This is a genomic window from Actinomyces sp. B33 (genome assembly GCF_028437565.1).
Classification (GTDB): domain Bacteria; phylum Actinomycetota; class Actinomycetes; order Actinomycetales; family Actinomycetaceae; genus Pauljensenia.
The window spans coordinates 361,446-375,788 of sequence record NZ_JAMRYR010000003.1; the positions used below are offsets into that span (position 1 = coordinate 361,446).

Sequence of the window (14,343 nt, forward strand, 5' to 3'; positions counted from 1 at the left end):
GACCACACCCGCTCGTAGACTCGTCGGCATGCAGATCCTCACCCGCGCCGAGGCCCGCGAGCGCCGCGCCGACGTCGACGTCCACTCCGTCGACGTCCACGTCGACCTGAGCGGCGCCGCCGATGTCGACCGGCGCGCCTACCCCGTGACCTCCTCCTTCTCGATGACGTGCCGCTCGGGGAGGACCTTCGTCGACGTCGTCGGGGAGGTCGACTCCGTCCTCCTCGACGGATCCCCCCACGCCTTCGATCGGCAGGAGGACCGGGTCGAGATCGCCGGCCTACCCGGGGACCGCCCGTTCCGCCTCGACGTCGTCGCGAGCTGCCGCTATTCGCGCACCGGCGAGGGGCTCCACCGCTACGTCGACCCCGAGGACGGGCGTGTCTACCTCTACACCCAGTTCGAGCCGAACGACGCCCACCGCGCCTGGCCCTGCTTCGACCAGCCCGACATCAAGCCCCGGTGGGCCGTCGACGTCATCGCCCCGGCCGATTGGACGGTCGCCTCCAACGGGGCGGAGCGCTCGCGAGAGGAGCGCCCCGACGGGACGGCGCTGACGTCCTTCACCCGGACGGGGCCCCTGTCGAGCTACATCACGGCGCTCGTCGCCGGCCCGTGGGAGGTCGTCGACGGCGGCCGGTGGAACGGCGGGGCCGGGGACGGCAGGACCGCCGACGTGCGCCTGCGCCTCCTATGCCGCCGGGCCCTGGCCCCCTACATGGACGCCGACGACATCCTCGCGGTGACCCGGGCGGGCCTCGACTTCTTCCACGCGCGCTACGGCACCACCTACCCGTGGGGGGACTACGACCAGGTGTTCGTCCCCGAGTACAACCTCGGGGCGATGGAGAACCCCGGGTGCGTGACCTTCAACGAGACCTACCTGTCCCGCGAGCGTCCGACCTTCGCCGAGCGCCAGCGGCGCGCGAACACGATCCTTCACGAGATGTGCCACATGTGGTTCGGCGACCTCGCGACCCCCGCGTGGTGGGACGACCTGTGGCTCAAGGAGTCCTTCGCCGAGAACCAGGGGACCGAGGCGGCCTCGACGGCCACCGAGTACGCGGGGGAGTGGGCGTCCTTCGCCATCGGCCGCAAGGCCTGGGCCTACGAGCAGGACCAGTTGCCGACGACCCATCCGATCGCCGCCGACATCCCCGATGTCGCCGCCGCCAAGACGAACTTCGACGGCATCACCTACGCCAAGGGCGCCGCCGTCCTGCGCCAGCTCGTCGCCTGGGTCGGCGAGGACGCGTTCTACGCGGCCGCGCGCCGCTACTTCGCCGAGCACGCGTGGGGGGCCACAGGGCTCGACGACCTCATCGGCGCCCTCGAGGCCGAGACGGGGCTGCCCCTGGACGGGTGGCGCCGCGCCTGGCTCGACACCACCGGGCCCTCCGTCCTCACCGCCTCCTGGACGCCCGGACCGGACGGCCAGGTCCGCGACTTCCGCATCCGCCAGGAGCCCACCGACCCCGACCGGACCCTGCGCCCCCACCGCGTCGTCGTCTCCACGTGGGCGATGAGCGACGGGCGCCTGGAACGGACCGGGCGCTTCGACGTGCGCCTCGACGGCCCCGACGCACCCGTCGACCCCGACGGCCTCCTCGACCGGCCGGGCGCGACCGGGTCCCTCGATCTCGTCGTCGTCAACGACGAGGACCGGACCTACGCCGTCGCCCGGCTCGACGAGCGCTCCGCCGACACGGCCCTCGCCTCGATCAGCGCCTGCGACGACCCCCTGACCCGCGCCGTCGTCTGGGCCTCCCTGTGGAACGGCGTGCGCGACGGGCTCCTCGACCCCGAGCGCTTCGCGGACGCCGCCATCGCCCACGCGCCGTACGAGACCGAGGGCGCGGTGCGCGACCGTCTCCTCGCCCTCGCCCACGAGGCCGTCTCCTCCTACCTGCCCGGCCCGAGGCGCGCGGCCCCGCGCGCCCGGATCCTGTCCGCCGCCCGCGACGCGGCCCAGTCCACGAGCGGCGACGAGCGGCGCGCGTGGACTCGCGCCCTCGTCCTCGAGTACCTGGCGACCGGCGACGCCCCGACGACCCCGCTCATCGAGTCCCTCGCCGACTCCGACGACCTCGACCTGGCCTGGCGCGCCCGGATCGCCCTGGCCGCCCACGGCCGGGCCGACGGGGCTCGCCTCGACGCCTGGCTCGCCGCCGATCCGACGGGGGAGGCGAAGCGCCACCGCGCGCGGGCCCTCGCCGCCATCCCGACCGCTCCGGCGCGCGCCGCCGCATGGGAGGAGGTCCGCGCCGGCACCCTGTCCAACGATCTGATGACGGCCGTCCTCGCCGGGCTGGCCGACTCCTCGTGGGACGGCCCCGACGACCGGGGCCCCGCCCTCGACGAGATGAGGCGGTTCTGGGAGGAGCACTCGATCGGTTTGGGCATCCGCTACGTGCGCGGCGTCCTCGACCGGGGGCTCGACGTCGCCGACCCGGCGAGCGTCGAGGCGACCGCCGGCGCCCTGCGGCGCTGGCTCGACGGCAACGCCGACGCACCCGATCAGTTGACCCGCCTCGTCGTCGAGGCCCTCGACGGCTTCGAGCGGCGCATCCGCGTCCAGGATGCCGCCCGATGACCGGGCCGGAGGACCCCCTCCACGGGCGGGGCGGGGGAGAAGGGGACGCGCCGCCCGCGTCCGATCCGGCGGCGTCCATGTCGCTGCTCACCCGGCTCCTGGCCAATCCTCTCGACACCGGATACACCAGCTACGAGGGGCCCGAGGCCGCCGACGGCCGAGAGCCGACGCGCCTCCTCGTCCTCCTGCTCGCCGCCCTCCTCGGCTTCACGTCGATCGTGGCCGTCCGCTCCCTGCGCGTGGCCGACCGGGCCGATGTGGTCGGCGAGCTCCTCGACCACGCGCAGTCCCAGCAGGCGCTCATCTCCTCCCTCGACGGCGACGTGCAGTCCCTGTCGACGAGGATCCGCGGCTACGACGCCGCGTCCGCCGCCTCCGTCTCCGACGACCCGGCGCTGGCCGTCGCCACGTCGACCGCCGAGGTCGCCGGCCCCGGACTCGTCGTCACCCTGAGCGACGGCAGCGACGCCGCGGTCCTCGCCCGCGGCCTGTCGGGCGCCGTGCGCGACCAGGACCTCAACGTCGTCGTCAACGCCCTGTGGTCCGCCGGCGCCGAGGCCATCGCCGTCAACGGCGTGAGGATCGGGCCGGGGACCTTCATCCGCACCGCGGGCTCGGTGATGCTCATCGACATCGAGCCCATCCGCTCGCCCTACGAGGTCCAGGCGATCGGCGACGCCAACGCCCTGTCCGTCGCCCTCGTCAGGGGGGCGACCGGCGACTACCTGTCGAGCGCCCAATCGCTCACCGGAATGACCATGACCACCGCGGGCTCGCGCGAGCTCGTCCTGGGGGCGAGGGACCCCCGGGCGACCCGCTACGCCGTCCCCGCCGACGCCCCATCAGGAGGCTGACGTGCTCGCCATCATCGGACTCGCCGTGGGCATCGCCCTCGGGTTCTTCTTCGACCCGACGGTCCCCGCCTGGCTCCAGCCCTTCCTGCCGGTCGGCGTCGTCGCCGGGCTCGACGCCCTCTTCGGCGCCGCCCGCGCCTGGCTCGAGGGGGCCTTCCACGACCGGGTGTTCGTCATGTCGTTCTTCTGGAACGTCGTCGTCGCCTGCCTCCTCGTCTTCCTCGGCCAGCAGCTCGGCGTCGGCTCGGCGATGACGACCGCCGTCGTCGTCGTCCTGGGCATCCGCATCTTCTCCAATACCGCGTCGATCCGGCGCCTGATCTTCAAGGCCTGACCCGTGGACGAATCTCCCCGCACGAGACGGTCCGACGACGCGCACGCCCGCCACTCCTTGCGCCGCCGGCTCAGGCGCGCGTTCTTCGCGGTCCCCCGCGGCTTCCACCTCCTCCTCGTCGTCATCACCCTGCTCCTGGGATTCGCCCTGGCGACCCAGGTCCGCGCCCAGCGCGCGGACCCCCTCGAGTCGCTGACCCAGGACGACCTCGTCGTCCTCCTCAACGAGCTCAACTCCCAGGAGGACGCGCTGCGCGCCGAGCGCGCCGAGCTCCAGTCCCAGCTCGCGGACTTGGAGGCCGCCGCCTCCGAGCAGGAGGCCGCGGCGGCGGCCGCAGACAAGGCGCGCACGCAGGCGCTCATCAATTCCGGACGGGTCGGCGTCCACGGCGAGGGGGTCGTCATGACGGTCGTCGACCCCCAGGGGGCGTTGACCTCCACTCCGTTCGTCATGACCCTCGGAGAGCTGCGCAACGCCGGCGCGGAGGCCATCGAGCTCAACGGCGTGCGCCTGTCGGCCAGGTCCTCGTTCCTGTCCGACGATTCGGGGATCAGCGTCGACGGCACCCCGGTGTCGTCCCCCTACCAGTGGCGGGTCATCGGCGCCTCCCACACGATCGCCACCGCCTTGGAGATCCAGGCGGGGTCGGCCGCTCAGATGCGCGCCAAGGGAGCGCAGGTGACGATCGACGAGGAGTCGGACGTCGTGATCTCCTCGCTCGCCGAGCCGTTGACCCCACGGTACGCGACGGTCCGGTAGGCCCGTGGGCGTCGCCAGCGCCGACGATCGGCCGAGGTTGGGTCGGACGGGGCGTCAGCGCCTACACTGATCCTCGTACGCACCCGTCAGTCGAACGCCCGGGAGGAGCAGGATGGACGCCCAGCAGGATTTCGATCCGACGGCCACATCGATCTTCGGCATGAGTGGCGCCGATGAGGCCGATGCCCCTGTCGCCCTGTCGGCGCGCGACCGCGAGGCCGTGGAGGCGCTGCCCGCTGGGTCGGCTCTCCTCATCGTCCAGCGGGGCCCGAACACCGGCGCGCGCTTCCTCCTCGACCCGGAGGTGACGAACGCGGGGCGCTCGCCGAGGTCCGACATCTTCCTCGACGACGTCACGGTGTCGCGCAAGCACTGCCAGTTCCTCGCCGAGGACGGCGGCCACGTCGTCCGCGATTCCGGATCGCTCAACGGCACCTACGTCAACCGGGAGCGGGTCGAGCAGGCGCGGCTCCAGGCCGGCGACGAGGTGCAGATCGGCAAGTACCGGCTGACCTATCAACCCTCCCCGCGTCGGGCATGAGTCTCGCCGTCGAGCTGGCCGACGAGGGGCGCGAGGCGGATGCGGGGCCGTGGCCCCGGGGCGTCTCGCGCGACCCGGTGCTGTCCATCGGGCAGGTCGTCGACGATCTGAGGGCGGAGTTCCCGGCGATCACCTTGTCGAAGGTCCGTTTCCTGGAAGACAAGGGGCTCGTGTCGCCGGCGCGCACGGGCGCGGGGTATCGCAAGTACTCGCGGGCCGACGTCGAGCGCCTGCGCTACGTCCTCGTTCAGCAGCGGGACTCCTTCACCCCGTTGAGGGTCATCGGGGACCAGTTGCGGGCATTGGACGCCGGGCACGAGGTCGCCGCCGCCCGCGCGGCCCGGATCGTCGCCTCCGAGGGGAGGGTCGTGTCGGCCTCGCGCGAGTCGATCCCGGTGCGGGACCTGTGCGATCTGACGGGCGTCGACGTCGAGAAGATCGAGGAGTACGTGCGCCTGGGGATCATCGCCGCCGATATCGGCGGTTACTTCCCGGCGCGGACGGTCCAGGTGGTCGGGCTCGTGGTCCAGCTCGAGGCGATGGGCTTCGACGCCCGTCAGCTGCGCTCGGTGCGCAACGGCGTCGAGCGCGTGGCGGACATCATCGATCAGACGGTGTCGTCTCAGGTCTCGCGCACGAGGTCGGGGGATCGGGAGAGGGCGTCCGCCCTGGCGGGCGAATCCGGGGAGGTCATGGCCCAGTTGCATCGGGAGATGCTGCGGGTGTCGCTGGCGCGTCTGGTCGGACACGCCGGATAGGTCTCACCTTCTACTTGAAGGTCAGGCGCGCCGGTAGAATCGTTGACCGGGGCCTCCGCCCCGCCTAGCGTGGGTCCATCGACATCGCACATCCGAGGAGCATCAGTTGAGCGCCGAACCTCTCGAAGCCGCCCCCCAGCGGCAGGCCATGCTGTTCGGCGATCCTCTGGAGGGGATCGACACCGACGAGGTCGGCTACCGCGGTCCGGTGGCGTGCGCCGCCGCGGGCATCACCTACCGCCAGCTCGACTACTGGGCCCGAACGGGCCTGCTCCAACCGTCGATCCGCGCCGCCCGGGGGTCGGGGTCGCAGCGGCTCTATTCCTTCCGCGACATCCTCGTCCTCAAGGTCGTCAAGAAGCTCCTCGACGCGGGGGTGTCCCTCCAGCAGGTGCGCATCGCGGTCGCCCAGCTCCAGAACAGGGGAGTGGACGACCTCTCGGCGATCACCCTGATGAGCGACGGCGCTTCCGTCTACGAGTGCACGTCGACCGATGAGGTGATCGATCTGCTCCAGGGCGGCCAGGGCGTTTTCGGCATCGCGGTGGGGCGGGTATGGCGCGAGGTCGAGGGGTCGTTGGCGGATCTTCCGGTCGAGCATTCGGAGGACCGCTTCGTCGATGAGCTCGCCGAGCGGCGCCGCAAGAGGCTGTCGGCCTCCTGATTTTTCTTCCCCGGCCGTTCCCGTTTTCCTCAGGGGAGGCCCAGGCGCGTCGTGATCCGTTCCTCCTGTGTTCCCATGGCGCGATCCTTTCGCGCGCCGAAGCGGGGGAGGGGCGGGGTCAGCCCGGGGTTCCGGGGCCGATGAGGGCAGGCTCGCGGTTGTCCACGCCGGGGGAGTCGTGCCGGGGCCGATCGGCGGCCCCGGGGTCGCCGAGGCTCCAGGCGATGACCGCTGCGGCGCCGAGCGCGAAGAAGACGATGCCGCCGACGGCGTCGAGGACGTAGTGGTTGCCGGTGGCGAGGATCACCCAGATGGTTGTCAGGGGGTGGAGGGCGAGGAGGAGTCGCTGGTACCAGCGCTTCCAGACGAAGGCCCCGAGGGCGACGGCGACCCACACCGACCATCCCGTGTGCATCGACGGCATCGCCGCATAGGGGTTGGCGAGCTCGCCGAACATCTTCGAGTAGCCCGATCCGACGGTGGATCCGGTGGCGACGAGGTCGGCGTAGGGCCCGCCGGGCAGGAGGCGCGGCGGCGCGAGGGGATACGCCCAGTAGACGATCATCGCGCCGCCGGTCATGAGGAACAGGGCGTTGCGCGCCATCCGGTAGCGATCGGGACGGTGGATCCACAGCACGATCAGGGCGCCGAAGGTCATGAGGAAGAACGAGGAGGAGTAGAAGAGGCCGGCTGCGGCGCTCAGGTGGGGGCGGCCGGCGAGCCAGGTGTTGAGGCCGAGCTCGACGTCGATGCCGAGGGACTGTTCGAGGCGCAGGATCTGGCGCGCGTGGGAGAAGGCCCGCGAGGCGCTGGCGGGGGCGAGGTCGCAGAGCACGGAGTACATCAGGCAGCACACGGCCACGAGAGCAGCCTCGGCTGCGGCTCCGCGCGAGAGGGCCTGTCGGCCGCTCCTGGGCGGTACCGCGGTCGCTGAGGTCATGGGGGCTTCTCGTTCCTGTCGGGGATGCTCGATGATTCTATGCGCCCGGGAAACGGTCGAGGAGGAGTGGGGCTGTGGTTCAGGGCTCAGTCAGGGATCTCCCCACCCTCATAAATGACATAATGTACATTATCGGATAGTTCGGTAGGGGTCGGCGGGTCCGGTAGAATGGCGCCGTTCGTTCGTTGGCCTCAGGAGGGCACTTACTCATGGCAGATCGCGCGCTTCGCGGAATGCAGATCGGCGCCAAGTCGATGGAGTCCGAGGATGGCGTCGTCTTCGCCGACCGCGTGTCGGTGCGCTACCTGTGCCCGAACGGCCACGAGTTCGAGGTCACTCTCTCCGTCGAGGCCGTGCCGCCCGCGTCCTGGGAGTGCCGCTGCGGAACGACGGCCGAGCTCATCGGCGAGACCCAGGAGGACGAGGAGACCAAGCCCGTCAAACCCGTGCGCACGCACTGGGACATGCTCCGCGAGCGGAGATCCCTCGAGGAGCTCGATGTCGTCCTCAACGAGCAGCTCGCCCTCTATCGCGAGGGGCGCCTGCGCCCCGAGGGCCACTACCGCAAGGGCTGAGGCCCTCCTTCCCCGATCCGACGAGGGGAAGAGCTTCGCGAATATCTGACATAATGTTTATTCGCCGGTGTAACCCGTCGAATCGCGATCGGAGTCTCCCCCTCGCCTGAGCGCCAGTCCCGCTCCCGCCGACATCAGGACGAACACCCCCGTCGCCCACACGACGACCCGACTCGGCCACGGATCGAGGACCGCCGCCCATGTCACCGAGGTCCGCAGCGGAACCGTCGCCACCAGCGCATCCGCCGCCTGCGCCTCGGTGACCGCCTGGACCGACCCGTCGGGCCGGATGACGTACGACCTGCCCGTCGTCGACGCCTGGATCGCCGAGCGCGAGTACTCCATCGCCCTCATCCGCAGGAGCTGGCCCTGCTGAGCCGACTCCGACGACCTGCGGAAGTGATAGTTGTTCGACGGAGTGACGATCACCTGGCCGCCCAAACGCACCCCCTCGGCGATGAGATCGGCGTAGGCCGACTCGAAGCAGATGCCGACCGCCATCGGGACCGTCCGGGATCCCGACACCCGCGCCTCCATATAGCCCGGCGCGGACCCCGCGGCCATATCCATCCCGACCTGCGCGGCCTCGGTGGCCAACGCCGACACCACCGACCGGAAGGGGATGAACTCGCCGAAGGGCACCGGCCTCTGCTTGGCGTACAGGGAGGACTCGTCCAGGCCCGACCCCGGGTACCACACGCCCAACCAGTTCCACCGCTGCGCGCCCCGCTCGTTCGCGAACCCGATGAGCATCGGGGCGCCGACGCGATCGGCCGACACCGAGACGATCCCCTCCACCAGGGCCGACTCGCGCGGATCACGATCCGCGCCCGTCTCCCCCCAGATCACGAGGTCCACCCCCTCCCCCGCTCGAGCGATCTCGTCGGTCATCGCCGCATTGAGAGAGGCCACCTCGCCCTCGCGCGCGAACGCCGCCGGACCCGGCAGGGGGACGTCCCCCTGGACGACGCCCACTCTCAGAGCGCCCGCCTCCTGGCCATTGGGCAGCACGAGGGCCGCCGGGGCCACGAACAGGACCACCGCCCCCGCCAGCAGGAGCGGACGCCCCCACCAGCGGACGACGTCCTGGAACCGCGACAACGAGAACGCCCTACGGACGAGGACCGCGATCGCCACCGTCATCATCGCGACGCCCACATGTCCGCCGTAGGGGGCAACGTGACCCAGAGGGGAATCCACCTGCGGCAGGGCGACGCTCCCCCACGGGAACCCCGTCCACGGCGTCGAGGAGCGCAACTCCTCCACCCCCGTCCACGTCACCGCGTAGACGAGGGCCTGCCCGACCGGCCCCCTCGTCCACCGCCACACGCGCACGAGCCTCGCCACGAGCGCCCACCCCAAGAGGAAGACGATCTGCGAGCCGGCCAGCGCCGCCCACGGAAGCCATCCCCCGCCGGTCGCCAAAGGAGCCCACGAGATCAACGGCAGCCAGAAAGCCGCGCCGAACGCCCCCGCGTTGACGAGAGCGCGCGGCGCCGACGCCGTGTCGACCCGCGAGAAGAACACGGCCAGCGCCGGGATCGACGCCCACCACCACGACAGCTCCGGGAACGACGCCCACAGTGCCGCCCCCGCGACGGCGCTGACCGCGACGTCGACGAACCCCCGCACCCGGCTCACAGGTTCGACCACGACACCACCCCCCGCACCAGCGATCGGCGAGCCGACTGCGCCACCGTCGCCAACGGCTCGCGGTCGATGCGGCGGAGCTGATCGAGGGCGTCCATCACCTGGCGGACCCACCGGACGAAATCCCCGCCCTGGAGGTCGCAGGCGGCCAGGGCCCGCGTCAACGGCTCCCCCCTGGCCCACGCCAGGCATGCGAGCATCATCCCCGCGTCGATCTGAGGAGTCAGGGCCGCGCCCGCGCGCCGCTCGGCCCGATGGACCCTGCCCATCGCCGCCGCCGTCGCCTCCCATGCCTCGTCGAGCGCGGCCCCCAGCCCCGCCGGAGGGGCCGCGGGCCCCGGCTCGTCCGACCGCGACTCGAAGACGCACGCCGACACTATCGCCGCCAGCTCCGCCGGGCCCAACCGGTCCCAGGCTCCCGAGGACACCGCCTCCATCGTCACCAGGCTCCGCTCGCCGAAGACGCGACGCAGCGCCCGCCCCGAGGCCGTCACCGCCTCGCCGTCGAGGAACCCGAGCTCGTCGAGGACCGCGCACACCCGGTCGAACTCCTTCGCCACCGAATTGGTCCGAGCATCGATCGACGCCGCCACCTGGTCGGCCTCGCGCCTGGCCCTCGCCCACTGCGAGCCCGCCCGCGCGTGCTCCTCGCGATGCGGGCAGCGGTGGACCGGGTGGGCGCGCAGACGGCGCTCCGCGTCGGCCGTCCCCTCCCCCGCGCCCGATCCGGTGCGCGGCATCGGCGCCAGGGATCCCGAGCGGACGAGTCGCCGCAGGTCGTCGCCGATCCGCGTACGGGCCTTGTTCCGGTTGAGAGCCGACCCGCCCGGGATCCGCATCGATCCGACGACCCCCATCCCGCCGGACACGTCCTCGGCGAGCAGGGGGTGGAGCTTCCCATCGGTCCCGACGACCTGCGGGACCCGGGTCCCCGACGCCGTGCGCGCGACGACCGCGACGACCCCGTGGAGCTGACGGCGCCCCGACCGGTAGGCGACGACGTCCCCGGGGCGCACGCGGCTCAGCCGGTCGAGCGCCTCCTCCCGGGTCCTCCGGGCCCTCTCGCGGGCCCCCTCCTTCTGGGCCCGCGAGATGCGGTCCCGCAAGTCGAAGTACTCGCGGGCGTCCCCCGCGTCGCACGACATCTCCTCGGCCAGCCGGGCCATGCGTTCGTCGAGACGGCGGGCCCGGGTCGCCAACTGGACGACGGCCCCGTCGGCCTGGAACTGGGCGAAGGACGTCTCCAGGACGTCGCGGGTCGCCGCCCGAGACGAGTGCTCCAGGAGGTTGACAACCATGTTGTACGTCGGATGGAAGGCGCTGATCAGCGGATACGTGCGCTTCGAGGCGAGGGCCGCGACCTCCTCGGGGGCCACCGACCCCCGGTGCAGGACGACCGCGTGCCCCTCGACGTCGATCCCGCGCCGTCCGGCCCGGCCCGACAGCTGCGTGTACTCCCCCGGGGTCACCTGGACGTGCTCGGCGCCGTTCCACTTGCGCAGCGCCTCGATGACGACCGTGCGGGCCGGCATGTTGATCCCCAGCGCCAGGGTCTCCGTCGCGAACACCTGCTTGACGAGGCCCTCGGCGAAGAGGTGCTCGACGACCTCCTTCATCATCGGCAGCATCCCCGCGTGATGGGCCGCCACTCCCCGCTCCAGGCCCCGGGCCCACCGGTCCAGGCCCAGGACCGCGACGTCGGCCGGGTCGACGACGGCCATCGCCGCGTCGACGTACTCGCGGATCCGAGCGGCCTCCTGCCGGCTCGTCAGGACGATCCCCGAGGCGAGGACCTGGGCGACCGCGTCCTCGCACCCGGCGCGCGAGAAGATGAAGGTGATCGCCGGCAGGAGCCCCGCCCGGTCCAGGGCGATGAGGGTGGACGGGCGCGATTCGCGGCGCGCGGGCCGACGACGGCCCCCGTCCTGCCTGCCGCGCCCTCCCCCGCCCCGGCCCCCGAGCGCCCCGGGCGAGACGGCGGCGAGGAGCTCGGGATTGAGCCTGTCGGCCGGCGCCGCCCCCCGGCGCGTCGGCGCGTACAGGTCGAAGAGCTCGTCGCCGACGATCATGTGCTGGTACAGGGGGACGGGGCGGGTCTCCGAGACGACGATCCGGCACGAGCCGCGCACCTCGTGGATCCACGCGCCAAACTCCTCCGCGTTCGACACCGTCGCCGACAGCGCGACGATCTGGATGCGCTGGGGCAGGTGGATGATGACCTCCTCCCACACCGGGCCTCGGAAGCGGTCGGCGAGGTAGTGGACCTCGTCGAGGACCACGGAGTCGAGGTCGGCCAGATCAGCGCCCGCGTAGATCATGTTGCGCAGGACCTCGGTCGTCATGACGACGACGGGGGCCTGCGGATTGATCGACGTGTCCCCCGTCAGCAGCCCGACCCGGTCCTCGCCGAAGCGGGCGCGCAAGTCGAGGAACTTCTGATTCGACAGGGCCTTGATCGGCGTCGTGTAGAAGGAGCGTCGCCCGCGCACGAGCGCCAGGTGGGTGGCGAACTCGCCGACGACGGTCTTGCCGGCTCCCGTCGGAGCGGCGACGAGCACGCAGTCGCCCTCCTCGACCGCGCGCATCGCGTCGACCTGGAAAGGATCGGGCGAGAACCCCAGGGACTCCGACCAGGATCGGCGCTCCGAGGCCTCCTCCGCCTGCTCGGCCCGGAACGCGGCGAAGCGCTCCGACGGGCTGGGGGCGGTGCGCTCCGGCTCGCCGGCCGGCATCGAGGCGCGGCGGCGCCGGCGCGACGGGGTCATCGTTCCCGCTCCTTCGTCCACTCGGGGTCCGTCCACACGGCCAGGGCGGCCCGTGCGCGGGCGCCGGCGCGGCGCAGCGCCGACTCGGGGGCGTCGAGGAGGATCGGCGCCAGATCGATGAGGAGGGAGTCGAACCAGTGCTCGTCCCACACCGCGATCTCCAGATCGAGGCCGCCGTCGGGCGACTCGGACAGGACGCGGGCGCCGAACTCGTCGACGAGCCACCTCCCGCCGCTCGACACGCGGATCCTGCGGACATCCGCCGGCTCCTCGGCCACCACCGGCCTGATCGGCGCGATCTCCCCGGTCCGCGTCAGGCCGCTGATCCTGTCGATGCGGAACCTGCGGGGCGCCTCCGCCGCGCGGCACCAGCCGTCGAGCAGCCACCCGGAGGCCCCCCGACGGACCTCGTGCGGCTCGACGACCCGATGCGTCGTCCCCCGCGGCGAGGCGTAGTCGAACTCGACGACCGCTCGCGTCGCGACCGCGTCGAGGAGGGGATCGACGGCTGCGGTCCGGGAGCGCGGCCGGCTCGGCAGCAGAGCCCCCGGCGCGGAGGACGGCGCAAGGGCCGCGACCGTCAGGGCGATCCTCGGGATCCGCTCGCGCAGGGCGTCGTCGAGCCCGTCGGCGATGGCCTGGAGGCCGACGAGGATCGCCGTCGCCTCGGCCTCGGTGAGCCTGGGGGGCAGATCGGCACCCAGCGTCGTGCGCACCGACAGGCGCTGCTCGCGCTCGTACAGGTCCCAGTCCACTTCGAACGAGCGGCCCGGCAGGGAATCCCCCACCTCGCCGAGGTACTCGACGTCGCGGCGCAGCTGGCGCGTCGAACGGCCGAAATGACGGGCGGCCTCGTTGACGCCGGCCCCCGGGTTCTCGCCGATCCACGACAGGAGGGACAGGAGGCGGGCGATCGAGATCGGAGTCGATTCAGGCATCGCAGTCCTCCCACCCGGCCGCCGCCGTCAGCCGCGAGAGGACCTCCTCGCGCAGCGACGCCGGCTCGACGACGACCACCCGGTCGGGGGCGGAAAGGACCAGCGAGATCCAGGCGCCGACCTCGTCCTCCTCGGCGAGGACGGCCTCCCATCCCCCGGGCGACGACCCGGCCGCGTCGGAGGGGGCGCGACCGACCATCCGGGAGGCGACGGCCCCCGGGGCGTCGGGGGCGAGGGCGAGGACGGGGGCGACGAACAGGTCGGCGAAGGGGTCGGCGGCATCGCCGGGAGGGCCCCCGGCGTCCCCCGGCTCGCCGAGGACCTCGACGGGAGCGGTGATCCGCGAGAGGCGGAAGACCCTCGGGGCCGTCCGATCCAGGTCCATGCCCCACAGGTACAGGGCCCGGCCCCGGACGATCAGCCGCCACGGCTCGACGGCCCGCTCGGCGACCCCCGACCGTGAGGCGTAGGTGAAGGACACGGGGCGGGCATCGCGGATCGCCCCGACGAGGCGCGCCACGAGATCGGCTCCCGCCAGATCCAGACGGGGGGACGCCGCGGCCGCGGGGGCGGGGGCGTCCGCCAGGGCGAGGATCTTGGGGGCCACGGCCCCCGGGGCGACGTCGCCGCCCGACCACGCCCGGACCGCCATGTGGATCAGCGCGAGATCCGTCTCGTCGAGGGGGGCGTCCGCGGCCGGCGCGAAGGACTCGATCGACACCCGGTAGTGCTCGCCGAGGGGGCCGTGCTCGACCTCGACGACGATCCCGGACTCGCGCAGCGCGTCCTTATCGCGCTGGAACTGGGATTCGAAGGCGCTGTCGGACAGCCCCGCGTACCCGGGCAACTCCCGGACGCGCGCCTTCGTCCGTCCCCTCGCCGAGGCGAGGAGGTCGAAGAAGAGCCCGAGCACCCGGGCGTTGGTCGACGGCTCGCTGATCACCGGCCCAGCCTAAGCCCTGCCGGTCCGTC

13 protein-coding genes are annotated in these 14,343 nt (G+C 72.4%); 8 read left to right on the top strand and 5 right to left on the bottom strand.

The window, feature by feature from the left end; translation table 11 throughout:
* Window positions 1-28: 28 nt before the first annotated feature.
* The 7 genes from pepN (at window position 29) to M3T53_RS06195 (ending at window position 6,503) form a co-directional block, all read left to right on the top strand.
* Entirely contained in the window at window positions 29-2,593 is a 2,565-nt protein-coding gene (gene pepN, locus M3T53_RS06165) for an aminopeptidase N (RefSeq protein WP_272433595.1), read from the top strand.
* A complete protein-coding gene (locus M3T53_RS06170; RefSeq protein WP_272433596.1) occupies window positions 2,590-3,447 on the top strand; it encodes a DUF881 domain-containing protein in 858 nt (285 codons plus the stop codon). Before pepN ends, M3T53_RS06170 begins: the two co-directional genes overlap by 4 nt.
* 1 nt (window position 3,448) lies before the next feature.
* On the top strand, window positions 3,449-3,781 hold the full coding sequence (locus M3T53_RS06175; protein ID WP_272433597.1) for a small basic family protein: 333 nt from the start codon (window positions 3,449-3,451) through the stop codon (window positions 3,779-3,781).
* Window positions 3,782-3,784: 3 nt separating this feature from the next.
* The gene (locus tag M3T53_RS06180; protein ID WP_442866930.1) at window positions 3,785-4,540 is read left to right on the top strand and encodes a DUF881 domain-containing protein; all 756 of its coding nucleotides are present in this window, start codon (window positions 3,785-3,787) and stop codon (window positions 4,538-4,540) included.
* A 112-nt stretch (window positions 4,541-4,652) separates the two neighbouring features.
* Window positions 4,653-5,081: an FHA domain-containing protein gene (locus M3T53_RS06185; protein ID WP_272433598.1), complete on the top strand. Its 429-nt coding sequence runs from the start codon at window positions 4,653-4,655 to the stop codon at window positions 5,079-5,081.
* Window positions 5,078-5,839, top strand: coding sequence for a transcriptional regulator FtsR (gene ftsR / locus M3T53_RS06190; protein ID WP_272433599.1), 762 nt, complete (start codon window positions 5,078-5,080; stop codon window positions 5,837-5,839). The genes M3T53_RS06185 and ftsR overlap by 4 nt, the downstream gene beginning before the upstream one ends.
* A 106-nt stretch (window positions 5,840-5,945) precedes the next feature.
* Complete coding sequence (locus M3T53_RS06195; protein WP_442866931.1) at window positions 5,946-6,503, top strand: MerR family transcriptional regulator; 558 nt, start codon at window positions 5,946-5,948, stop codon at window positions 6,501-6,503.
* Between the two features lie 118 nt (window positions 6,504-6,621).
* Here the strand turns inward: M3T53_RS06195 and M3T53_RS06200 are convergent, their stop codons facing one another.
* Window positions 6,622-7,443 carry a phosphatase PAP2 family protein gene (locus M3T53_RS06200; protein ID WP_272433600.1) on the bottom strand — a complete coding sequence of 274 codons (822 nt, stop codon included), beginning with the start codon at window positions 7,441-7,443 and terminating at the stop codon, window positions 6,622-6,624.
* Between the two features lie 209 nt (window positions 7,444-7,652).
* Between M3T53_RS06200 and M3T53_RS06205 the strand changes: the two genes are divergently transcribed.
* Window positions 7,653-8,018, top strand: a complete 366-nt coding sequence (locus M3T53_RS06205; RefSeq protein WP_272433601.1) for an RNA polymerase-binding protein RbpA — start codon at window positions 7,653-7,655, stop codon at window positions 8,016-8,018.
* A gap of 57 nt (window positions 8,019-8,075) precedes the next feature.
* Here M3T53_RS06205 and lnt read toward each other — a convergent pair whose 3' ends face one another.
* Genes lnt through M3T53_RS06225 form a run of 4 tightly spaced genes read right to left on the bottom strand, consistent with a single transcriptional unit; the run spans window position 8,076 to window position 14,314 of the window.
* Complete coding sequence (gene lnt, locus M3T53_RS06210) at window positions 8,076-9,671, bottom strand: apolipoprotein N-acyltransferase (protein ID WP_272433602.1); 1,596 nt, start codon at window positions 9,669-9,671, stop codon at window positions 8,076-8,078.
* Entirely contained in the window at window positions 9,656-12,433 is a 2,778-nt protein-coding gene (locus M3T53_RS06215) for a DEAD/DEAH box helicase (protein WP_272433603.1), read from the bottom strand. Before M3T53_RS06215 ends, lnt begins: the two co-directional genes overlap by 16 nt.
* Window positions 12,430-13,371: a helix-turn-helix transcriptional regulator gene (locus M3T53_RS06220; protein ID WP_272433604.1), complete on the bottom strand. Its 942-nt coding sequence runs from the start codon at window positions 13,369-13,371 to the stop codon at window positions 12,430-12,432. Before M3T53_RS06220 ends, M3T53_RS06215 begins: the two co-directional genes overlap by 4 nt.
* Window positions 13,364-14,314, bottom strand: coding sequence for a helix-turn-helix transcriptional regulator (locus M3T53_RS06225; RefSeq protein ID WP_272433605.1), 951 nt, complete (start codon window positions 14,312-14,314; stop codon window positions 13,364-13,366). The genes M3T53_RS06220 and M3T53_RS06225 overlap by 8 nt, the downstream gene beginning before the upstream one ends.
* Window positions 14,315-14,343: the final 29 nt, after the last annotated feature.

Coding starts and splice junctions, on each gene's coding strand:
- pepN (WP_272433595.1), top strand. CDS start 29: ATGCAGATCCTCACCCGCGCCGAGGCCCGCGAGCGCCGCGCCGACGTC.
- M3T53_RS06170 (WP_272433596.1), top strand. CDS start 2,590: ATGACCGGGCCGGAGGACCCCCTCCACGGGCGGGGCGGGGGAGAAGGG.
- M3T53_RS06185 (WP_272433598.1), top strand. CDS start 4,653: ATGGACGCCCAGCAGGATTTCGATCCGACGGCCACATCGATCTTCGGC.
- ftsR (WP_272433599.1), top strand. CDS start 5,078: ATGAGTCTCGCCGTCGAGCTGGCCGACGAGGGGCGCGAGGCGGATGCG.
- M3T53_RS06200 (WP_272433600.1), bottom strand. CDS start 7,443: ATGACCTCAGCGACCGCGGTACCGCCCAGGAGCGGCCGACAGGCCCTC.
- M3T53_RS06205 (WP_272433601.1), top strand. CDS start 7,653: ATGGCAGATCGCGCGCTTCGCGGAATGCAGATCGGCGCCAAGTCGATG.
- M3T53_RS06215 (WP_272433603.1), bottom strand. CDS start 12,433: ATGACCCCGTCGCGCCGGCGCCGCCGCGCCTCGATGCCGGCCGGCGAG.
- M3T53_RS06220 (WP_272433604.1), bottom strand. CDS start 13,371: ATGCCTGAATCGACTCCGATCTCGATCGCCCGCCTCCTGTCCCTCCTG.